This window comes from Curtobacterium sp. MCLR17_040, assembly GCF_003234735.1.
GTDB classification, from domain to species: Bacteria; Actinomycetota; Actinomycetes; order Actinomycetales; family Microbacteriaceae; genus Curtobacterium; species Curtobacterium flaccumfaciens.
Genome location: NZ_QKTE01000026.1, coordinates 1 through 18,398 on the forward strand (window position 1 = coordinate 1; position 18,398 = coordinate 18,398).

The window sequence follows — 18,398 nt, forward strand, 5'->3', positions numbered from 1 at the left end:
GCCCGGCCGGTCCGCGAGGACCGGCCGGGTGCCCCACCCCGAAGACTCCACCCACGAAGACACCACACCCCGAACACCCCGACGGACGGATCGATGACGAGCTTCACCTCCTGGTTGCCGGGCCGGCGACCCACCGGCGAACCGGACGCGAGCGGCCGCCGTCGCGCCGTCCGGACGTGGCGGCCGATCCGAGCGCTCCGTCCGTCCCGCACCCGGCGTCCGACCCGCCCGGTCAGCGGCTGGTCCCACGAGTCCGCCGGCCCCGCCGCCCGGGCGATCCCGGTCCTCGGCGCCCCCGACCGCTGGCGGTTCAGCGGGTCGGCGATCGTCGTCGTCGGGCTGTTGCTCGTCGGCTTCGCGCTGCAGTTCACCGCCGTGTCGCAGGTCACGTACTCGCGCGACCAGCAGCTCGCCCGTGATGCGTTCCGCTACAAGCTCGCCAACGCCACCGCCCCCGTCGGCCAGACCGGCACCGACGGCCGCCTGGTCCCCGAGGGCACCCCCGTCGCGATCGTCCGGGTGCCGGCGCTCGGCCTCGACACGGTCGTGCTGCAGGGCACCACGTCGGAGACCACCCGCTCCGGCCCCGGCCACCGTCGGGACACCCCGCTGCCCGGTCAGGTCGGCGCGAGCGTGGTCTACGGGCGCCAGACCGCCTACGGCGGCCCCTTCGGCCGCATCGACCAGCTCGACAAGGGTGCCGTCATCACCGCGACGACCGGGCAGGGGACCGCGAAGTACCGGGTCGTCGACGTCCGCCGCACCGGCGACCACGTCCCCGCACCGCTCGAGGCCGACGACGGCCGGCTCACCCTGGTCTCCGCCGCCGGGCTGCCGTTCCTGCCCGACTCCGTCGTCCGCGTCGACGCCGAACTCGTCTCGAAGGCCGCTCCCACCCCGACGCCGTCGTTCGGCTACGCCGCACTCGCCCCCGCCGAACTGACGATGGCCGGTGACGGCTCGGTGTGGCCGTTCCTCGTGCTCGGCCTGATCGTCCTGGCCGGCATGGTCGCGCTGTTCGCGGTCGGCATCCGCTTCTGGGGCCGTCGGCAGACACTCGTCGTCGCCGTCCCGGTGGTGCTCGCCGTCGGGCTCTCCGCGGCGTCCCAGCTCACCGTCCTCCTGCCCAACCTGATGTGACCGATAGAGACCACGATGCCCGGAACAGAAACCGAAACCCTCCTCGCCGAGTTCGACAGCTGGTTCGACCGCGTGCCGCCGGCACCGGATCCGTCGACCCTGCCCGCGACGCTCGACGCCCGATCCGTCTCCGCCTGGTTCGGCGACCACAAGGTGCTCGACCGTGTCTCGCTGACCATGCCGGCCGGCCAGGTCACCGCCCTGATCGGACCCTCCGGCTGCGGCAAGAGCACGTTCCTCCGCACGCTCAACCGCATGCACGAGCTCGTCCCCACGGCGTCGCTCGCGGGTGAGGTACTCCTCGACGAGGTCGACATCTACGACGCCTCCCGACGCATCACCGAGGCCCGGCGGCAGATCGGCATGGTGTTCCAGAAGCCGAACCCGTTCCCCGCGATGAGCATCCAGGACAACGTGCTCGCAGGACTCGCCCTGACGGGCGTGCGGCTCGACAAGGCCGCGAAGGCCGCGCTCGTCGAGGAGACCCTGACCAAGGCGGGCCTGTGGAACGAGGTCAAGGACCGCCTTCGGCAACCCGGTGGCGGTCTGTCCGGAGGGCAGCAGCAGCGGCTCTGCATCGCCCGTTCGCTCGCCGTCCGTCCGCGGGTGCTCCTGATGGACGAGCCGTGCTCCGCCCTCGACCCCACGTCGACCCGGCGCATCGAGCAGACGATCACGGAGCTCGCCACCGACGTGACGATCGTCATCGTCACGCACAACATGCAGCAGGCGCAGCGCGTCTCCGACCGCTGCGCGTTCTTCCTGGCCGAGGCCGGGACACCCGGTGCGATCGTCGAGCACGGCCCGACCGACGCGATGTTCCAGACACCGCAGGATCCGCGCACCGCCGACTACGTCAACGGTCGCTTCGGGTGACGGACAGGAGGCACGGTGCGGGCCCGCACCGTGCCTCCCGTCCGGCTGTGGTCGCGGACCACGGCACCAGCGGATGCCCGTCACGCCTGTCCGGGCAGTAGCCGGTCTCGGGGCAGGGCTGCTCGTCGGACTCGTCTTCTTCGACGGCTCTGCTGCCTTCGTCCAGGGGGCCGTGGTCGCCGGCGTCCTGTCGACGCTCGCGCTGGTCCTCTGGAGCGCTGTGCGGAGACAGCGGGCCTGAAGCTGCTGCGGTGCACTCCAGCGCTGCGGGCTGCGTGATCGGTACGGTGGTCGCCATGGCCCGATTCACGCCCCCAGCCGCTGACGCGATGCGCGCCCGGCTCCTGCTCGCCGCGCGGGACGAGTTCTCCGCGGTCGGACTGGCCGCCGGCAGGGTCGAACGGATCGGTGCCGCAGCGTCGAGCAACAAGGCGCAGGTCTTCCACTACTTCGGCAGCAAGGAGGGGCTGTTCGACGCCCTCGTCGCGGACACCGTGACCGAGACGTTCGCCGAGGCTCCACTCGACACCGCCGACCTCGCCGCCTGGGCCGGCCGGTTGCACGACTCGTACGTCCGTCGCCCCTGGGCCCGGCGGCTCGCGACCTGGCACCGGCTCGAGCGCGCCGACGTCCCGCTCGAATCCGTCGCGACCAGCTACGCAGGCGCGGTGGCCGAGGTCGAGCACGCCCAGCGCGCCGGGGTCCTGCCGCGGGTGTTCCGTCCGGCGGTGCTCCTCGGGCTCGTCCTGCACACCGCGGCGTTCTGGAGCGCGACCGCTCCGGAGTACGACCCGCTGGTGCAGGCCGTGACGCCGCCGCGGCGTCGCCAGGTCGTGGTCGACGCGGTCACGGCCCTGCTCGGCGGGAAGTCCTGACCGAGCGATCCGCGGGCGCCAGCGTGAGCGCGCTCGGACTGCGAGTGCGGGGCGGAGCCGCACCGGGCCTCCTGGCCGTCCCTCAGTCGGCTGCGCCGGCGGCGACCCGCAGCGTCCGCTCCGCGTCGTCGAGGTAGTCGGCGAGCAGCGCCGAGGCGGCGTCCTGGTCGCCACCGCGCAACGCGGACACGATCGCGTCGTTGCGTTCGACGAAGTCGGCGTGGAACGAGGCCGGGTCTGCGGTGGTCAGGAAGGCGAGCCGCATCTCGGCGAGCAGGCCGTCCATCAGGGCGTGGATCCGCTCGCTCGGCACCGCGCGCACGAGCTCGGCGTGGAACCGGATGTCGGCCGTGCCGACCGCGCCCCAGTCGCCCGCGGACGCGGCTGCCCGGGCGTCGCCGACCGCTGCGGCGGCCTCGGCGAGTGCCGGTGCGTCGGGGGTGCAGGCACGGACGGCTGCCTCTTCGAGCACCCGCCGAGCCGCGTAGAGATCGGTGACGTCGGCGGCGGAGAGCCGGCGGACGAACACTCCGCGGTTGAACACGTGCTCGACCAGACGGTCGCGGGCGAGCAGTCGGAAGGCCTCGCGCAGGGTGTTCCGCGAGACCCCGAGCTGGTCGCTCAACCGCTCCTCGGACAGCTGCGCCCCGGGGGAGAACCCACCCGACGCGATCATGGTGCGCAACCGCGTGGCCGTGGAGTCAGCGCCGCCGACGGTTCGGGTCATGGCACCGATCCTGGCACGGGTGGTGTTTGTGAAGGGCGTGTTACAGAGCAGAACCGGCTCTTGCGATTGTTGAACAATGCGGTCCAGACTGTCCCGCATGTTCGTCCTCATCGGCGTCGCCGTCGTCATCGTCGGCTTCGCATTGCGCATCAATGCGCTCCTCGTCGTCACGGTCGCGGGCATCGTGACCGCGGCCATCGGCGGGATCGGTCCCGTCGGCATCCTCGACGCGTTCGGCAACGGGTTCGCCTCGAGCCGGTCCGTCACGACCTTCGCGCTCGTCCTGCCCGTCATCGGCCTGATCGAGCGTTACGGCCTGCAGGACCAGGCCAAGCGCCTGATCGCGAAGCTCGACAAGCTCACGACGGGTCGTCTGCTCGCCGGCTACCTGGTGATCCGGCAGGTCACCGCGGCGGTCGGCCTGACGAGCATCGGTGGCCCGGCGCAGACCGTGCGCCCGCTGGTCTACCCGATGGCCGAGGGCGCGGCGACCAAGAAGTACGGGCGGATCGACGACCGCATGCGCGAGAAGATCAAGGGCTACTCGGCGTCATCTGACACCGTCGGCGTGTTCTTCGGCGAGGACGTCTTCGTCGCCGTCGGCTCGATCCTGCTCATCACGACGTTCGTCGACTCGACCTACGGGCTGTCGCTCGAACCGATCGACCTGGCCCTGTGGGCGATCCCGACGGGCATCGCGGCACTCATCGTGCACGGCGGACGCCTGCTGCTGTTCGACCGCCGACTCGACAAGATGGCGGCGGACGCCCGTGCCGACGCCCCGACCCTGGGGGCAGCAGCGTGATCACCAGCGAATGGCTCTACTGGCTCATCGGCGCGTTCTTCATCGCCGTCGCCGTCCTGATCGTCACCGACACCGCGCACGCGAAGCGCCTGGGCAACGCGGCGTTCTGGGGCATCCTCGGGCTGTCGTTCTTCTACGGCACCTTCGTCGCCGCCGGCACCGTGCCGGCCTGGACACTCGGGATCGCCGTCCTCGTGATGGTCGCGCTCGCCGGGCTCGGCTTCACCGGCACGACGAGCCGCACCCGGGTCGCGAGCATCCCCGGCGCGGGCACCGGTGCCGAGACCGGCCCCGCCGAGCCCACCGGCGTGACGCAGAAGATCACGGACGCCGGCAGCGGCAGCACGAGTGTGCTCGCCACCACCAGTCCGGACGAGCGCGCCGCCTTCGCGACGAAGTACGGCAACCGGCTCTTCATCCCGGCCCTCGTGGTGCCGGTGGTCGCCGTGCTGGTCGCGACGCTCGGCCCCCTCGTCTCGTTCGGCGGCGAACCGCTCCTCGCCGAGGGCAGTGCGACCCTGACCGGTCTGGGCATCGGCTCGGTGCTCGCCGTGGTCGTGGCCGTGTTCGTCCTGCGCCCGCCGAAGATCGCCACCCCGATCCGCGAGGGTGGTCGCCTGCTGCAGGCGATCGGCTGGGCGGCACTGCTGCCGCAGATGCTCTCGACGCTCGGAATCGTCTTCACCCAGGCCGGGGTCGGTGTCGCCGTCGGCACGATCATCAAGTCGGTCCTGCCCGACGGCTCGTTGCTCGCCGCCGTGGTCATCTACTGCCTGGGCATGGCCCTGTTCACGATCATCATGGGCAACGCCTTCGCCGCCTTCCCGATCATGACGGCTGCGATCGGCTGGCCCGTCCTGGTGCAGGGCTTCGACGGCAACCCCGCCGCGATCTTCGCGATCGGCATGCTCGCCGGCTTCTGCGGCACGCTCGTCACACCCATGGCCGCGAACTTCAACCTGGTGCCGGCTGCCCTGCTCGAGATGCGGGACAAGTACGGCCCGATCAAGGCGCAGATCCCCACCGCCGCCATCCTGCTCGTCGTCAACATGGGAGTCATGTACCTTGTCGCATTCTGATGCCGCCCCGACCGACCTGACCCGGGCCGCCTGGGCCGACCGCTTCGCGGCCGTCGCCGCGGACAACACGACCCGCGAGTACCCGTACGCCGCGCACCACGCGACGTCCGGACCGGACGACCGGGCCCTGCCCGTCGAGCTCCACCCCGCCTTCGCCACGTCGTACGACTGGCACTCGTCGGTGCACATGCACTGGCTCGCGGCGCGCCTGGTCGCGCACGGCCTGCCCACCGACCTGGAGGCCCGGCTCACCTCGATCCTGCAGGCGCACCTCACGACGGATCACCTCGCGACCGAGGCCGCCTACCTGCGTGAGACACCGCACTACGAGCGCCCCTACGGCTGGGCCTGGCTCGCCCGGCTCGCCGCAGAGGTCTCGGCATCCGAGGCGCCCGCCGTCCGGGCACTGGCACCGGGGTTCGCACCCGTCGTCGACGCCCTCGAAGACCTGGTCGTCCGGTGGATCGACGGCGCCGCGCACCCCGTCCGGCACGGCGTGCACTCGAACTCGGCGTTCGGGTTGCTGCTCGTGCTCGAGGCCGCCCGGTCGCTCGACCGTCCGGCCCTGGCGGCAGCGGTCGAGGGGGCTGCGAAGGACTGGTTCGGCGCGGACGCCGGGTGGCCGTTCGCCTGGGAGCGGAGCGGGCACGACTTCCTGTCCGCGGGCCTCGCCGAAGCCGACCTGATGCGGGCGGTGCTGCCCGCCCCGGAGTTCGCCACGTGGGCGCGCGGCTTCTTCGCCGCGGTGCAGCCGGGTGACGCGATCCTGCGGTCGACGGTGGTCCGGGACGAGAACGACCCGCAGCAGGTGCACCTGTTCGGGCTCGACCTGTCGCGGGCGGGATCGGCCCGGCGCATCGCGGACGCACTCCGCGCCGGCGGCCCGGACGACTCCGGCACCGGCATCACCGACCTGCTCGACGATGCGGCCGACCGGCTGCTGGCCTCGGGTCTCGCCGCGAGCGTGGGCGAGGAGTACTACTCCACCCACTGGCTGGCGAGCTTCGCCTGGGACGCCATGGAGGCCCGGGAGCACGCCGCTCGCTGACCGTCGTCGAGAGCGCCGACCGTCTGCGGACACGTCGAGGATCCGGAGGTACCTTCGGGGCCATGAGCGATCCGAAGGACGACGAGACCCTCGACGACTTCCGCGAGGCGCAGGAGACCGACTACGAGCCGGAGCCGACCGTGCTCGACCCAGACGACCTGCCGGTGGTCGACGACGCGGACGACGAACTGCTCCCCGACGACGACCGACCGGTGCCGCTCGACACCGACGACGACACGATCTGAGCGATCGCGCCGTCGTCGTACCGCGGCGCCGGCGTCGGCGTCGGCGTCGGCGTCAGCTTCGGTGTCGGCGTCCGCTCAGTCGAGCGGGAGGGTCCGCGCGAAGGTGCGGGTGACCGGAGTCGCGGCGAGGAACGGTGCCATCGCCGGAGCGCCCTCGGGTGTCGCGCGCCAGGCCACGTAGGTGTCGTGGTCCTCGGGGGTCGTCCACGACTCGACGACGACCATGCGTGCCGGGTCCTCGTCGTCGACCAGGACCTCGAGCGACTCCAGGCCGTGGAACGACGCGGTCTGTTCGAGCGTCTCGCGGATCGCACCCTGGAGTGCGTCTTCGGGGGCGTCGCTCTGGAACTGGACCTCGAGCAGGACGGTCATCGACATGGGGAACCTTTCGTCAGCGGTGTCCAAGCCAACCCCTGACCCCCTGCGCTTGTTCCGGGTCGGTCAGCCGACGATGCGGAACCGGAGCGGATCGCCCGGACGGAGCTGCGCAGCGAGGTCGATCGACGACGGTGTCAGGACGGCGACGACCGGGTAGCCGCCGGTCACCGGGTGGTCGGCGAGGAACAGCACGGGGAAGCCCTCGGGCGGCACCTGCAGTGACCCGGTCTCGACGGCCTCGCTCGGCAGTTCGCGTGCCACGGAGCGGGCGAGCGGCGTCTCGGCCGTGGTGCGGACCCCCACCCGGTCGCTGTCCGCACTGACGGAGAAGTCCTGGCCGGTCAGGGTCGTGCGCCACTCCGGGGTGAACCAGTCGTCGCGCGGTCCGGGCACCACGTCGAGCACGACCGGTTCGTCCGGCCACCGCGGCTCGGGCTGCGGCACCGCGTCGACGATCGGCCACGACACCCGGGCGTCACCGACGGGCAGGACGTCACCGGCGGACAGCGGCGGCGGACCGAGGCGCGCGAGGGAGTCCCACGAGCGACTGCCGAGCACCGGGTCGACCGCGAAGCCCCCGAGGACCGCGACGTAGGCGCGCAGGCCCACGGTCGCGGTGCCGATCCGGAGCGTGTCGCCCGGGGCCAGGAGCAGCACCTCGTGCGAGGCGGCACCGCGGACCGATCCGTCCGCCCGCTCGACCTCGACGGGGCAGGCCGCGCCGGTGGTGGCCGCGACCACGTACGCGTCGGCGCGGAGCGTGACGGAGCCGAGCAGGGCCTCCAGGACGGCCGCGTCGGGACGGTTGCCGACCAGTCTGTTGGCGAGTGCCGCGGAGCCGCGGTCGGCGGCCCCGGCCGCGCCGAGGCCCATGTCGCTGAAGCCCGGGCGCCCGAGGTCCTGCGTGGTCGCACCGTAGCCGACCTGCACGACGGTCAGCGCGGTCATGCCGCACCCGCCACGACGAACCGGACGAGCGTGCCGGCGGGGGCGAGTGCCGGAGGCGTGCGCTCGAGCGACCACATCGGCACGTCGGTGCGGCCGATGAGCTGCCAGCCGCCGGGGGAGGTCCTGGGGTAGACGGCGCTGAACTCGCCGGCCAACGCGACGGCCCCGCTCGGGACAGCCGTCCGGGCGGTGCTGCGGCGGGGCAGGTCGAGCGGTCGATCACTGCCGGTGAGGTAGCTGAAGCCGGGGGCGAAGCCGCAGAACGCGCTCGTCCAGAGCTGCCCGGTGTGCCACGCCACGAGCTCGTCGTGTCGCATGCCGGTCAGTTCGGTGACGGTGTCGAGGTCCTCACCGTCGTAGGTGACGGGGATGACGAGCGGCTCGGTGTCGTGCGCTTCGAGCGTGGCACTGACCGGGGCGACCTGCGCGAGCTCGGAGCGGAGCCGTCCGGGGTCCGTCGTCGTCGGGTCGAATCGGAGCAGCAGTGTCCGGGCGCCGGAGACGACCTCGGTCAGCCCCGGCAGGGTGGCCTGTGCGAGCCCGGCGCGGAAGGCGACGACGTCGGCGAGGGACCCGAACGTGGCGAGGAGTGCGGTGCCGCCCGCGGAGCGGACCTCCGGACCAGTCACGGTGCGAAGGGCGCGATCGTCACGCCGTGCTCGGTCAGCAGCGCTCGGATGGCTCGGGCCATCGCGACCGCGTCGGGGGAGTCACCGTGCACGCAGACCGAGTCGGCACGCACGGCGATCTCGGACTCGTCGACAGCGGTCGCGACCCCGTCGGTGACCATGCGGAGCACCCGGGCTGCGACCTCGTCCGGGTCGTGCAGCACCGACCCCGGCTGCTTCCGTGACACCAGCGAGCCGTCGGGTTCGTAGGCACGGTCGGCGAAGGACTCGCTCACCGCGCGGAGCCCGTGCCGCTCGGCTGCCAGCAGCAGTTCCGACCCGGGCAGCGCGAGCACGGCGAGCGACGGGTCGACGTCGGCCACGGCACGGACGACGGCCTCGGCCTGCACCGGGTCGGCGCAGGCGGTGTTGTACAGGGCGCCGTGCGGCTTGACGTAGGTGACGGCCGTGCCGGCGACGTGCGCGGTGGCGGCCATCGCGCCGAGCTGGTGGACGACGTCGGCGTACAGCTCGTCGGGGGTGACGTGCACGGGCCGGCGGCCGAAGCCGATCAGGTCGCGGTAGGCCACGTGCGCGCCGATCGCCACACCACGCTCGGCGGCGGCGCGGGCGGTGGCGAGCATGATCGTCGGGTCGCCGGCGTGGAACCCGCAGGCGACGTTGGCGCTCGAGACGACCTCGAGCATCGCGGCGTCGTCGCCCATGGCCCAGGCGCCGAAGCCCTCGCCCAGGTCGCTGTTCAGGTCGATCGTCGTCACGGGTGCTCCCTGTCGTCGCGGGTTGTTGAACAATCTACCGATCACCCCGGTCCCTGTCATCCGCTTCCCCCGGTCGGACGGCGGTTTCCGAGGTGCGCCACGTACTGTCCGAGTCCTCAGTACCACCGGCGGCAGTGCTGCCGGATCGATCTCTGCACTGGAGCAGCTCATGACCGACAGTGACAACACGCACGACGCCCCGAAGAACGACTCCGAGGGCACCGAGAAGCCGGGCGGCCTCGGCGACGACAACACCATCCCGAACAACCCCGACGGCCTCGCCGCGGGTCACACGGGTGACGACTCGCACTTCAACCCGGAAGAGGACGGCGAGCACTAGCGGCTCCTTTCCGGCCTGCGGGTCGATGCAGAACGACACCGTCGTTGTCCTCCGACAACGGCGGTGTCGTTCTGCGTCTGCACGCATCCGCGCGCGTCTGCACCCAATCGTCCGCCCCGACGAAACAAACAGCGCAAAACCTTCCGGCACGAGGTTTCCGGTGCTACAGTCCCGATCACCTAGCAGCACTAGGGATTCAGCGGGCGCCGAAGCCCCCTGTGACTCAAGGAGGAGTCATGTCGACACCGACGTCGAAGGAAGAACCCACGCGGGGCATCGCCGGGACCGCGTCCCCAGCGGTCACCGCAGCCGCCGGCGCCACCGCCACGGACGCTGCGGCGTCCCGAGCGTTCTCGGTCGAGGGCATCACGCAGTCCGTCAGCACCGTCCGGGTGGGTCGGGGGTACCTCTGGGGCCTCAGCTTCGCCCAGTTCGGCCTGTTCGTCGCCCTGCTCACCCCGGTCTTCGTGAGCATGTCGATCAAGGCGACGGAGCTGAACCCGACGAGCCCCGAGACCGTCGTCGGTTCGGTCCTGCCGTTCGGAGCGCTCGGCGCCCTGTTCGCCAACCCCCTGTTCGGCGCGCTCTCCGACCGCACCCGCACGCGGTGGGGCCGTCGCCGCCCCTGGATGGTCGGCGGTGTCGTCGTCTTCGTCGGTTCCCTCGCCTGGCTCGCGTTCTCGCCCGACGTGCTGCAGCTCACCTTGGCCTGGGTGCTGGCGCAGGTCTCCGCCAACGCCGTCCTGTCCACGCTGACGGCGAGCTTCGCCGACAACGTGCCGGAGTTCCAGCGCGGCAAGGCCTCGAGCGTCATCGCCCTGGCGCAGAACATCGCGATCCTGGCCGGGCTCTACCTGGCCGTGTACCTGGTCGGCAACCTGCCGGTCCTGTTCATCGCACCGGGCGTCCTGGCGATCGTCGCGGTCCTCGTGTACTCGTTCGTCGCCCGTGACGACCTGCCGACGACGCCCGTCAAGCCCTTCAGCTGGATCAACCTGATCAGCTCGTTCTGGACGAACCCGATCAAGCACCGCGACTTCGGGCTCGCCTGGTGGGGCCGCTTCCTCATCACCTTCGGCACGTTCATGTTCACGACGTACCGACTCCTCTACATGCAGGACCGCATCGGGCTCCCGCAGGGCGAAGCGGTCGGGGTCGTCGCGTTCGGCGTCCTGCTGTACACGATCGCCCTGCTCGTCAGTGCGGCCGTCTCCGGCTGGGTGTCCGACCGGATCCAGCGTCGCAAGGTCTTCGTCTGGGGTTCGACGGCCATGACCGCCGTCGGCCTGGTGATCCTGGCCCACGTCGACAGTGTCGGCGGGTTCTACTTCGCCGAGATCGTCCTCGGTTTCGCCTTCGGCATCTACGCCGCCATCGACACCGCCCTGGTCGTCGACGTGCTGCCTGACCCGGAGCGCCCCGGCAAGGACCTCGGCGTCATCAACATCGCGAACGCCCTGCCGCAGTCACTCGCCCCCGCCGTCGGTCTGTTCCTGCTCGGCATCGGTGGCGGGCAGAACTACACGCTCATGCTCTGGGGTGCCGGCGTCGCCGTCATCCTCGGCGCCCTGGTGATCCTGCCCATCAAGTCGGTCCGCTGACCGACGCAACCGCCTGGAGGCGCGGCGTGCGTCCGCGACGCACGCCGCGCCTCCAGGCGGTCACCTGCACCGCACGTGGCCGTCTGTTCAGGCACCGTGACGGGCAGTGGGCTGGGTCAGAGCTGCGGTGAGCGCCTGCCGAACAGCGCGTCGAGGAACCGCGAGAACCGCGACTCCGGCTCGTGGGGCGTCTCGATCGAACGGGTCGGTGAGCGGAAGGCCAGGTCGTGCAGCATGTTCCGCTTCGATCCGTCCCAGTTGGCGAACAGGTAGGTCCCGCCGATGAAGGACATGCTCCGGACCGGGGTGCGCTTCCACGAGTCGGCAGCCACGTAGTAGCCCGCGTGGCCGGCGCGGATGTGCTGGATCACGGTGTCCACGTCGATGACACCGGTCGGTGTCACGACGGCGGTGATGCCCGTGCGGTCGCGGGCGACGTACTCGATGAGGTGTTCGGTCACGATGGAACTCTTCGTCACGGTGGTGAGACGCCACGGCAGGGAGCGTGGCGAAGGGGATTCGGAACCGCCGTTGCTTCCGTTTCCAGAGTACGTCCGCCGCGGGTGTGCCGTCCCCGGATGTCCGCCGTTCGCAGATGGATGAGCGTTCAGCGGATGGGGGTCCGGTCGGCCCAGTCCATGATGCGTTCGATCGTGTCGTCGAAGTCCCGCGTGCCGGGGCGGTTGAGGAACGCGTGACGGCTGCCCGGCAGGACGTGTCGTTCGACCTCGATGCCCGCGGCCTCGAGCTCGTCCGCGAAGCGCTCGCCCGAGGCGCGCATCACGTCCCGCTCGGCGTCGATCAGCAGGGTGCGGGGGAACCCGCCGAGGTCGTCGGACTCCGGGTAGACCGCAGTGGGGCGGCCACCCGCGTACGCCCGGTTGCTCAGGTCGAGCAGCAGCGGCGCGTGCGTGAGCCGTCGGTGGCCTCGGACGAGTCGCTGCAGCGCCCGGTCACGCGGGAGTCGGGCGTGGAAGAACCCGTAGGTCAGCACGAGGCCGGCCAATGGCGGGGCGGTCGCGACCGCGGATGCCGCCAGGCACGCACCGGCGCTCGCCCCACCGAGCAGCAGGCCGGACGGTGCCTCGTGGTGCAGGTGGCGGAGCACGGCGACGATCTCGTCCCGCGCGTGCGGTGCTCGTCGTCGCCCACGTGGTCCACCCCGGCCGAGCCACGGCAGCCCGGGCAGCGGTCCGAGGCGGTAGTCGACGGTCACGACCGGCAGCCCGCGCTCGGCGAGCTCCCGTGCGACGGCGTCGGACTCCGACAGGTCGAGGTCGCCCCGGAAGAACCCGCCGCCGTGCACCCAGACCAGGGTCGGGGTTCCCGTGCCGCCGCTCCGGTCCAGGGGCCGGTAGCGCCTGATGGGGACCGGCCCGTGTGGTCCGTCGATCCGTTGATCGGCGACCTCGATCGTGTCCTGCTGCTTCCCCCGCATGGGAGCAGTGTCGCAGGACGCGGGCGGGAGCCGGGCTCGCGGCGCTTGAATAGGCATACTTTTGTAGCGTCGCGAGGGACACGGCCCGGTAACGATGCGGGCGACCGCTCGGCGGGGCAGGCAGCGTGGAGGCATGCGCCTGACGAGAGCCGCCCTGATCCTGACCACTGCGACCCTGGCCGCGCTGCTGACGGGGTGTTCCAGCGCGGACGGAGCGGACGGCGGTGCGGCGACCCCGACCGTGACCGAGACCGTCACCGCCCCGCCCTCCGACGCCGCGAGCACGCCGACGCCAACGCCGACGCCGACGCCCACCCCCACCCCGACGTGTGGCCCGTCGAGCGGTGCTGCGGCTGCGGCTGCGGGCATCGCGGCCCTGCCGCTGCCCGCCGGACTCGAGGATGCGAAGTGGGACGCCGCGAACGCCGACTACTCCGGCTACGACGCCTGCGCGCCACTGTCCTGGTCCGTGGTCGCACCCGAGTTCGGAACAGCAGGATCCCCGTACGCGATCCTGCTGTTCCACGAAGGCCGGTACCTCGGCACGGCCACTGCCCAGCAGTACGCCTTCGAGCCGACCGTCGAACGACAGAGCAACTCGGCCGTCACGGTGACCTACCGGTTCGCCAAGGCCGGCGAGCCGAACGCAGCGCCCTCCGGCCGCACCACGGCCACCTTCACCTGGAACGACGAGACCGGCCGCGTCGAGATGACGGGCGACACCCCGCCCGCTCAGTGACGGTCGGCCGGCGCGGAAGCCACGCCGAGCTCCCGCTGCAGCGTGCGGAGGACCCGTACGAGGGTGTCGAGCTTGTCCGGTCCGGCCTCGAACCCACGTCCGAGGGCAGACCGCGGCTGCACGACCACGTCGTCACCGTCGGTCGTGCTGATCCAGACGCCGAAGTCGGCACGCTGGCCGCGGGACTCCCTCGTCGCGACGGAGAACCGCCGGATGCGCGCCCACGGCAGGTCGAACACCGGCGCGTCCCGTGACGGTGCCCACGCGTGCAGGCCGAACTCGTCGACGGTCCAGACCTCGGGCCGGGGCTTCGGGAAGTCGTCGGAGGTGCGCAGGCCGGACGTCAGCACGGGCAGGTGGAACCGGGGTGCCCGCCCCGCTCCGATGCGCGCGAGCGTCCGGCGGTCGCCTCGCCCGGCGGACAGCGTCGACACGGCCAGCAGCACCCCGAACCCCGCGACCACGATCGGCCACAGCACGAACGACCCCTGCGTCCGGGCACTGTCGATGCCCCGGAGGAAGTCCGGGAACGCGAACTCGGCGACGAGCGCGGCGACCCCCACTGCCGTGGTGACGACCGCCGCGAGCAGCACCGGCCCCCGCTTCGGCATCTCCCCGTCGCGCAGCCGTTGCACCCACCGTTCCCCCGAGTACTCCACCGTGCCATCCTGCCCGTCGCGGCGACGGATCGTCCGCGAGCGCGACATGCTGTTCCCATGCAGTCCGTCCGTGCCGCCGCACCCGGTGTCGCCCTCGCCGTGGCGATCGGCATCGCCGCCACCCTCGTCGGCCGGGTCGTCCCGGTGGTCGGCGGTCCCGTCCCCGCCGTCCTGATCGGTGCCGTCGTCGGGTGGCTCGTCCGGCGTCGCACCGGTGGCACACTCGCCGCGCTGGCTCCCGGCGTCAAGTTCTCGTCCAGCCGGGTCCTGCAGTTCGCCGTGGTCCTGCTCGGCGCGCAGCTGTCCATCGGCGAGGTCCTGCGCATCGGTGGTGAGACCCTGCCGGTGATGCTCGCGACGCTCGTCGTCTGCCTGGTGGCCGCGTGGGGGATCGGCCGACTGCTCCGGGTCTCGGGCGCACTCCGCACCCTGATCGGCGTCGGGACCGGCATCTGCGGTGCCTCGGCGATCGCCGCCGTGACACCCGTCATCGGTGCGGTCAGTGCGGACGTCGCCTACGCGATGTCGACGATCTTCCTCTGCAACATCGCGGCCGTCTTCGCCTTCCCGCTGCTCGGGCACGCCCTGGGCCTCAGCCAGCACGCCTTCGGCGTCTTCGCGGGCACCGCCGTGAACGACACGTCGTCCGTCGTCGCCACGGCGACCGTCTACGGCCGCCAGGCGACCGACACCGCGGTCGTCGTGAAGCTGGTGCGCACCCTGATGATCATCCCGATCGTCATCGGGCTGGCCGGACTGGAGGCCCGCCGCGCCTCCCGCGAGCAGCTCACCCCCGCCTCGGGGCCGGGTCGCGGGTTCCGTGTGGTCCGGCTGGTGCCGTGGTTCCTGATCGGGTTCCTCGTGGTGGTGCTGCTCCGGACGGTCGGGGTCCTGCCCGCGTCCGTGGCGCCGGGGTTCGCGACGGCCGCCTCGTTCCTCATCACGGTGGCGCTCGCCGCGATCGGCTGCTCGACGGACTTCGCCGCGCTCCGCCGTGCCGGGTTCCGGCCGATGCTGCTCGGCATCGCGCTGTGGGTCCTGGTGGCGGGGACGAGCCTGGGCATGCAGGCGGCCTTCGGGCTGCTGTAGGGGTTGCCGGCACCGGACCTATCGTTTATCGTTACATCGAAATTCGATGGTATCGATGATCGACAGGGGAAGCAGCCATGACCACGCCCGTCTACGAACCGCCCCGCGGGCGGAACTCCTACCTGGCCTACGTCGTCTCGTGTGCGATCGGCATCGCGATCGTGGTGTGGCGGTACGTCGACCTGCTCGTCCACTCGATCGCCTCGGGCACCGTGGCGGTGCCGATCCGGATCCGCGAGACCAGTGCCGTCCCGCAGCCTCCGGGCGGTGCGACGGTGACGTCCGACCAACTCGTGCTCCGGGCACCGATCGCCGACGTGCCGGGTGGTGCGATCGGGTACATCCGCGTCGGCGACGCGCTGGAGGTCCTGCTCGTCAGCGCCCTCATCGCCCTGGTCGCGGCGGTGGCCTGGAAGATCTCACGCGGCGGGCTCTTCGACCGCTCGACCACCCGGATCCTCGACTGGCTCGGCGGCGCGGTGCTGGCCGCCGGGTTCCTGCCGTCGTTCGTCCGCCGGATGGGGTGGAACTGGGTGGTGTCCGGGCTCGGATGGGACGGGTACCTGCCCACGCCGGTGGTCGACCACCAGTTCCTGCCCGTGTACCTCGGCTTGCTCGTCGTCGTCTGCTTCCGGTTCGCGCTCACCGCCTCGCAGCGAATGGTGCGGGACCAGGCCGGGCTGGTCTGATGCCCCCGGAACAGGAGGACGGCCACGCGGTCGTCTGCCACCTCGACGACCTGCTGGCCGAGCGGGGGATGACCCTGACCGAGCTCGCCGACCGCGTCGGTGTGACCGTCGTCAACCTCTCGGTGCTCAAGAACAACCGGGCCCGCGCGATCCGGTTCTCCACCCTCACCCGACTGTGCGAGGTGCTCGGCTGCCAGCCGGGCGACGTCTTCTCGGTCCGCACCGACTGACGATCCCCGCCCGGGCCTCACGTGATCCGGGAGTCGATCACCGCCCGGTCGCCGCGGTACCGCGAGAACCCGTACTCGACGGGTGTCCCGTCGGCCAGGCACATCAACCGTTCGATGTGGAAGATCGCCTGGCCGGGATCGATGTCGAGCAGGTCGGCCGTCCACTGGTCGGCGTTCACGGTGCTCAGGAGCAACCGTCGTGCCTCCGGCCGCGCGCCGGCCTTCCTGACGAGCACGTCCGGCACGTACTCGGTCAGCGGTTCGGCGACCAGGTCGGGGAACCGCTCGTGCGGGACCCAGCTCGTCCGGACCCGGCTCGGTTCGCCGTCGAACGAGATGAGGCTCTCGACGAAGAAGGCGCTGCTGCCGGTCATCTGCAGGTTGCGTCGGACGGTCTCCGGCGCGGTCACCTGCTGCACGCACAGGTGCACGATGCTGAGCCGGGGCGACTCGAACACGCTGCCGCCGGCCGTCTCGCCGTAGATCGTGACCTCGTCGGACGTGCGGGCAAGGCTCACCGAGGCGACGGGCCGCACACCGAACGTGCCCGATCGCGGCGCGCGGGTGAGCAGCCGCTGTTCCTTGAGCAACGCGAGGGCCGCCCGCAGGACGTTCCGCGTCGTGCCGTACAGGTCGAGCAGCTCCCACTCGTACGGCAGCGGCCCGGTGAACCGCCCCGCGACGATGTCGGCCCGGATCAGGTCGGACACCTGGCGGGCCGCGTCGGATCGTCGGTTGAACCCGATCCAGTGACCCGGTGCCGACGGTGTCGTTCCGACCCCCATGTCGGTCCAGGCAGCGGACGGGGCGAACCCCTCCGGCACGGTCCCGGTCACGAGGTCACCCCCACCGTCGACAGGTCGCCGGTCCAACCGGCCCACCGCAGGAACTCCCGGGCCAGCCGCACCGGGTAGTCGGGCGCCTGGATGTCGAGCGAGACGAACACGCGTCGGTAGAACGTCGGCCCGCCGAGCAGGTCCACGGCGATGCCGAGGTCGACGTCCGGTCGCAGGTCGCCCGCGTCCATCGCCCGCTGCAGCATCGCGTTCACCCGCAGCCGCCGGTCCAGGTGCCACTCGGCGACGGCCGCGGCGACCCGCGGCTCGTGCGACGCGGTCTCCACGATGAGCGGGAGCGCCCGACCGACCGGCGTCGCGACGAGGGCGTGCACCCATCCCCGGGTGAGCCCGAGGACACCCGCGGCGATCGGAGCGTCCTGCACCGTCGGGATGTGCTCCTCCATCAACCGGATCACGGTCTCGGTGAGCAGGACCTCCTTGCTCGACCACCGCCGGTAGATCGTCGCCGCACCCACGCCGGCCGCGTCGGCGACGGCCCGGATCGTGAACGCGCGGGGGTCGCCCTCGGCCAGGATCTCGACACACGCGGTGTACACGGACTCGCCGACGGCAGCGCTCCGCGGCCGGCCCCGGACCGGCGCCTCGATACGCGTCGTGGTGCTCATGCCGCGTCCCAGTGCTCGAGGACCTGGTCCATGGGCCAGACCTCGCCGATCTTGGCGGCGATGTCGAACAGGTTGGCCTCGTGCACGCTCGGCAGCCGGTCGCCGACGGCTTCGCGCACGACGATCGGGACGAACCCGTGCTGCATGGCGTCCGTGGCCGTCGCGCGGATGCACCCGCTCGTCGACAGCCCCGCGATGAAGAGCGTGTCGACGCCGCGGGCGACGAGGTCAGCGGCCAGCGACGTGCCGAAGAACGCGCTCGGGTACTGCTTGGGCACCAGGGTGTCGCCGTCGAGGGGTTCGAGCCCGTCGACGAACGCTCCGGTGGACGCGCCGGGCAGGTACGCGGCGAGTGCCGGCACCTTGCGGAAGAACACGCCGGCGTTGGACCCGTCGGCGGAGAGCGCCATCGTCGTGATCGCCACGTGCACCCCGGCGGCGCGGGCAGCGGTGGTGAGCTCCCGCATCCGCTCGACGGGTTCCTCGACGCCGGCGTAGAGCCCGCAGCCGGGGTCGACGTAGGCGCGGACCGGATCGACCACGACGAGCGCAGCGCGTCGTCCTGGGCGGAGCGTGCCGGTGAAGCCGGCTGCCGCGTAGTCCTGGTGGTCGTCGGTCATGGCGTCCTGCTTCCGTCGTG

The 18,398-nt window shown here is 71.8% G+C and carries 25 protein-coding genes; 14 read left to right on the forward strand and 11 right to left on the reverse strand.

Features of this window, described 5'->3' with window-relative positions; all coding sequences use genetic code 11:
* The first annotated feature begins 93 nt into the window (after positions 1-93).
* From DEJ01_RS16350 to DEJ01_RS16360, 4 genes are all read left to right on the forward strand, one after another.
* The gene (locus DEJ01_RS16350; protein ID WP_111093596.1) at positions 94-1,140 is read left to right on the forward strand and encodes a sortase; all 1,047 of its coding nucleotides are present in this window, start codon (positions 94-96) and stop codon (positions 1,138-1,140) included.
* A 99-nt stretch (positions 1,141-1,239) separates the two neighbouring features.
* On the forward strand, positions 1,240-2,016 hold the full coding sequence (locus DEJ01_RS16355; RefSeq protein ID WP_258375743.1) for a phosphate ABC transporter ATP-binding protein: 777 nt from the start codon (positions 1,240-1,242) through the stop codon (positions 2,014-2,016).
* Between the two features lie 73 nt (positions 2,017-2,089).
* The gene (locus tag DEJ01_RS18260; RefSeq protein WP_181438482.1) at positions 2,090-2,257 is read left to right on the forward strand and encodes a hypothetical protein; all 168 of its coding nucleotides are present in this window, start codon (positions 2,090-2,092) and stop codon (positions 2,255-2,257) included.
* Between the two features lie 55 nt (positions 2,258-2,312).
* Positions 2,313-2,891: a TetR family transcriptional regulator gene (locus DEJ01_RS16360; RefSeq protein WP_111093598.1), complete on the forward strand. Its 579-nt coding sequence runs from the start codon at positions 2,313-2,315 to the stop codon at positions 2,889-2,891.
* 82 nt (positions 2,892-2,973) lie between these two features.
* Here DEJ01_RS16360 and DEJ01_RS16365 read toward each other — a convergent pair whose 3' ends face one another.
* On the reverse strand, positions 2,974-3,618 hold the full coding sequence (locus DEJ01_RS16365; protein WP_111093599.1) for a GntR family transcriptional regulator: 645 nt from the start codon (positions 3,616-3,618) through the stop codon (positions 2,974-2,976).
* Between the two features lie 97 nt (positions 3,619-3,715).
* Between DEJ01_RS16365 and DEJ01_RS16370 the strand changes: the two genes are divergently transcribed.
* The 4 genes from DEJ01_RS16370 to DEJ01_RS16385 all read left to right on the forward strand — a co-directional run bounded on the left by DEJ01_RS16370 (position 3,716) and on the right by DEJ01_RS16385 (position 6,795).
* Positions 3,716-4,423, forward strand: a complete 708-nt coding sequence (locus DEJ01_RS16370; protein WP_027465970.1) for a DUF969 domain-containing protein — start codon at positions 3,716-3,718, stop codon at positions 4,421-4,423.
* A complete protein-coding gene (locus DEJ01_RS16375) occupies positions 4,420-5,502 on the forward strand; it encodes a DUF979 domain-containing protein (RefSeq protein WP_111093600.1) in 1,083 nt (360 codons plus the stop codon). Before DEJ01_RS16370 ends, DEJ01_RS16375 begins: the two co-directional genes overlap by 4 nt.
* Entirely contained in the window at positions 5,489-6,550 is a 1,062-nt protein-coding gene (locus tag DEJ01_RS16380; RefSeq protein WP_111093601.1) for a DUF2891 family protein, read from the forward strand. Before DEJ01_RS16375 ends, DEJ01_RS16380 begins: the two co-directional genes overlap by 14 nt.
* A 62-nt stretch (positions 6,551-6,612) precedes the next feature.
* Positions 6,613-6,795 carry a hypothetical protein gene (locus tag DEJ01_RS16385; RefSeq protein ID WP_027465973.1) on the forward strand — a complete coding sequence of 61 codons (183 nt, stop codon included), beginning with the start codon at positions 6,613-6,615 and terminating at the stop codon, positions 6,793-6,795.
* A gap of 75 nt (positions 6,796-6,870) precedes the next feature.
* On the opposite strand, the gene DEJ01_RS16390 is transcribed toward DEJ01_RS16385, so the two are convergent.
* From DEJ01_RS16390 to DEJ01_RS16405, 4 genes are all read right to left on the reverse strand, one after another.
* Positions 6,871-7,173 (reverse strand): putative quinol monooxygenase, encoded by a 303-nt coding sequence (locus DEJ01_RS16390; RefSeq protein ID WP_071405925.1) that lies wholly within the window; start codon positions 7,171-7,173, stop codon positions 6,871-6,873.
* Positions 7,174-7,236: 63 nt separating this feature from the next.
* The gene (locus DEJ01_RS16395; protein ID WP_111093602.1) at positions 7,237-8,121 is read right to left on the reverse strand and encodes a biotin-dependent carboxyltransferase family protein; all 885 of its coding nucleotides are present in this window, start codon (positions 8,119-8,121) and stop codon (positions 7,237-7,239) included.
* A complete protein-coding gene (locus DEJ01_RS16400; RefSeq protein WP_111093603.1) occupies positions 8,118-8,750 on the reverse strand; it encodes an allophanate hydrolase subunit 1 in 633 nt (210 codons plus the stop codon). Before DEJ01_RS16400 ends, DEJ01_RS16395 begins: the two co-directional genes overlap by 4 nt.
* Positions 8,747-9,508: a LamB/YcsF family protein gene (locus DEJ01_RS16405; RefSeq protein WP_111093604.1), complete on the reverse strand. Its 762-nt coding sequence runs from the start codon at positions 9,506-9,508 to the stop codon at positions 8,747-8,749. The genes DEJ01_RS16400 and DEJ01_RS16405 overlap by 4 nt, the downstream gene beginning before the upstream one ends.
* 169 nt (positions 9,509-9,677) lie before the next feature.
* Between DEJ01_RS16405 and DEJ01_RS18265 the strand changes: the two genes are divergently transcribed.
* Together DEJ01_RS18265 and DEJ01_RS16410 are read left to right on the forward strand one after the other, a co-directional pair.
* The gene (locus tag DEJ01_RS18265; RefSeq protein ID WP_164941189.1) at positions 9,678-9,848 is read left to right on the forward strand and encodes a hypothetical protein; all 171 of its coding nucleotides are present in this window, start codon (positions 9,678-9,680) and stop codon (positions 9,846-9,848) included.
* Between the two features lie 236 nt (positions 9,849-10,084).
* Complete coding sequence (locus tag DEJ01_RS16410; RefSeq protein WP_111032730.1) at positions 10,085-11,449, forward strand: MFS transporter; 1,365 nt, start codon at positions 10,085-10,087, stop codon at positions 11,447-11,449.
* 116 nt (positions 11,450-11,565) lie between these two features.
* Here the strand turns inward: DEJ01_RS16410 and DEJ01_RS16415 are convergent, their stop codons facing one another.
* Together DEJ01_RS16415 and DEJ01_RS16420 are read right to left on the reverse strand one after the other, a co-directional pair.
* Positions 11,566-11,910 carry a hypothetical protein gene (locus tag DEJ01_RS16415; protein ID WP_071405928.1) on the reverse strand — a complete coding sequence of 115 codons (345 nt, stop codon included), beginning with the start codon at positions 11,908-11,910 and terminating at the stop codon, positions 11,566-11,568.
* Between the two features lie 146 nt (positions 11,911-12,056).
* A complete protein-coding gene (locus tag DEJ01_RS16420; RefSeq protein ID WP_181438483.1) occupies positions 12,057-12,887 on the reverse strand; it encodes an alpha/beta hydrolase in 831 nt (276 codons plus the stop codon).
* A 133-nt stretch (positions 12,888-13,020) separates the two neighbouring features.
* On the opposite strand from DEJ01_RS16420, the gene DEJ01_RS16425 reads away from it, so the two are divergent.
* A complete protein-coding gene (locus DEJ01_RS16425) occupies positions 13,021-13,626 on the forward strand; it encodes an LppP/LprE family lipoprotein (RefSeq protein ID WP_181438484.1) in 606 nt (201 codons plus the stop codon).
* Here the strand turns inward: DEJ01_RS16425 and DEJ01_RS16430 are convergent.
* Positions 13,620-14,333: a hypothetical protein gene (locus DEJ01_RS16430; RefSeq protein WP_111093607.1), complete on the reverse strand. Its 714-nt coding sequence runs from the start codon at positions 14,331-14,333 to the stop codon at positions 13,620-13,622. The two genes, DEJ01_RS16425 and DEJ01_RS16430, sit on opposite strands and share 7 nt — an antisense overlap.
* Before the next feature lie 9 nt (positions 14,334-14,342).
* Between DEJ01_RS16430 and DEJ01_RS16435 the strand changes: the two genes are divergently transcribed.
* The 3 genes from DEJ01_RS16435 to DEJ01_RS16445 all read left to right on the forward strand — a co-directional run bounded on the left by DEJ01_RS16435 (position 14,343) and on the right by DEJ01_RS16445 (position 16,293).
* A complete protein-coding gene (locus DEJ01_RS16435; RefSeq protein ID WP_111093608.1) occupies positions 14,343-15,374 on the forward strand; it encodes a YeiH family protein in 1,032 nt (343 codons plus the stop codon).
* Positions 15,375-15,451: 77 nt separating this feature from the next.
* On the forward strand, positions 15,452-16,063 hold the full coding sequence (locus tag DEJ01_RS16440; protein ID WP_111024466.1) for a hypothetical protein: 612 nt from the start codon (positions 15,452-15,454) through the stop codon (positions 16,061-16,063).
* Positions 16,063-16,293 (forward strand): helix-turn-helix transcriptional regulator, encoded by a 231-nt coding sequence (locus DEJ01_RS16445; RefSeq protein WP_071245067.1) that lies wholly within the window; start codon positions 16,063-16,065, stop codon positions 16,291-16,293. Before DEJ01_RS16440 ends, DEJ01_RS16445 begins: the two co-directional genes overlap by 1 nt.
* 17 nt (positions 16,294-16,310) lie before the next feature.
* Here the strand turns inward: DEJ01_RS16445 and DEJ01_RS16450 are convergent, their stop codons facing one another.
* From DEJ01_RS16450 to DEJ01_RS16460, 3 genes are read right to left on the reverse strand one after another with little or no spacing between them, the layout of a single operon-like run.
* Entirely contained in the window at positions 16,311-17,129 is an 819-nt protein-coding gene (locus tag DEJ01_RS16450; RefSeq protein WP_071405936.1) for a GntR family transcriptional regulator, read from the reverse strand.
* Entirely contained in the window at positions 17,126-17,758 is a 633-nt protein-coding gene (locus DEJ01_RS16455) for a TetR-like C-terminal domain-containing protein (RefSeq protein ID WP_111093609.1), read from the reverse strand. Before DEJ01_RS16455 ends, DEJ01_RS16450 begins: the two co-directional genes overlap by 4 nt.
* Positions 17,755-18,378: an isochorismatase family protein gene (locus DEJ01_RS16460; protein WP_111093610.1), complete on the reverse strand. Its 624-nt coding sequence runs from the start codon at positions 18,376-18,378 to the stop codon at positions 17,755-17,757. The genes DEJ01_RS16455 and DEJ01_RS16460 overlap by 4 nt, the downstream gene beginning before the upstream one ends.
* Between the last annotated feature and the right edge of the window lie 20 nt (positions 18,379-18,398).

Excerpts from the sequence above, each read along its gene's own strand:
- DEJ01_RS18265 (WP_164941189.1), top strand. The coding sequence starts at position 9,678 with ATGACCGACAGTGACAACACGCACGACGCCCCGAAGAACGACTCCGAG.
- DEJ01_RS16430 (WP_111093607.1), bottom strand. The coding sequence starts at position 14,333 with ATGTCGCGCTCGCGGACGATCCGTCGCCGCGACGGGCAGGATGGCACG.
- DEJ01_RS16360 (WP_111093598.1), top strand. The coding sequence starts at position 2,313 with ATGGCCCGATTCACGCCCCCAGCCGCTGACGCGATGCGCGCCCGGCTC.
- DEJ01_RS16385 (WP_027465973.1), top strand. The coding sequence starts at position 6,613 with ATGAGCGATCCGAAGGACGACGAGACCCTCGACGACTTCCGCGAGGCG.
- DEJ01_RS16410 (WP_111032730.1), top strand. The coding sequence starts at position 10,085 with ATGTCGACACCGACGTCGAAGGAAGAACCCACGCGGGGCATCGCCGGG.
- DEJ01_RS16425 (WP_181438484.1), top strand. The coding sequence starts at position 13,021 with ATGCGCCTGACGAGAGCCGCCCTGATCCTGACCACTGCGACCCTGGCC.
- DEJ01_RS16390 (WP_071405925.1), bottom strand. The coding sequence starts at position 7,173 with ATGTCGATGACCGTCCTGCTCGAGGTCCAGTTCCAGAGCGACGCCCCC.
- DEJ01_RS16350 (WP_111093596.1), top strand. The coding sequence starts at position 94 with ATGACGAGCTTCACCTCCTGGTTGCCGGGCCGGCGACCCACCGGCGAA.
- DEJ01_RS16420 (WP_181438483.1), bottom strand. The coding sequence starts at position 12,887 with ATGCGGGGGAAGCAGCAGGACACGATCGAGGTCGCCGATCAACGGATC.
- DEJ01_RS16460 (WP_111093610.1), bottom strand. The coding sequence starts at position 18,378 with ATGACCGACGACCACCAGGACTACGCGGCAGCCGGCTTCACCGGCACG.
- DEJ01_RS16440 (WP_111024466.1), top strand. The coding sequence starts at position 15,452 with ATGACCACGCCCGTCTACGAACCGCCCCGCGGGCGGAACTCCTACCTG.
- DEJ01_RS16365 (WP_111093599.1), bottom strand. The coding sequence starts at position 3,618 with ATGACCCGAACCGTCGGCGGCGCTGACTCCACGGCCACGCGGTTGCGC.
- DEJ01_RS16455 (WP_111093609.1), bottom strand. The coding sequence starts at position 17,758 with ATGAGCACCACGACGCGTATCGAGGCGCCGGTCCGGGGCCGGCCGCGG.
- DEJ01_RS16370 (WP_027465970.1), top strand. The coding sequence starts at position 3,716 with ATGTTCGTCCTCATCGGCGTCGCCGTCGTCATCGTCGGCTTCGCATTG.
- DEJ01_RS16445 (WP_071245067.1), top strand. The coding sequence starts at position 16,063 with ATGCCCCCGGAACAGGAGGACGGCCACGCGGTCGTCTGCCACCTCGAC.
- DEJ01_RS16435 (WP_111093608.1), top strand. The coding sequence starts at position 14,343 with ATGCAGTCCGTCCGTGCCGCCGCACCCGGTGTCGCCCTCGCCGTGGCG.
- DEJ01_RS18260 (WP_181438482.1), top strand. The coding sequence starts at position 2,090 with ATGCCCGTCACGCCTGTCCGGGCAGTAGCCGGTCTCGGGGCAGGGCTG.
- DEJ01_RS16395 (WP_111093602.1), bottom strand. The coding sequence starts at position 8,121 with ATGACCGCGCTGACCGTCGTGCAGGTCGGCTACGGTGCGACCACGCAG.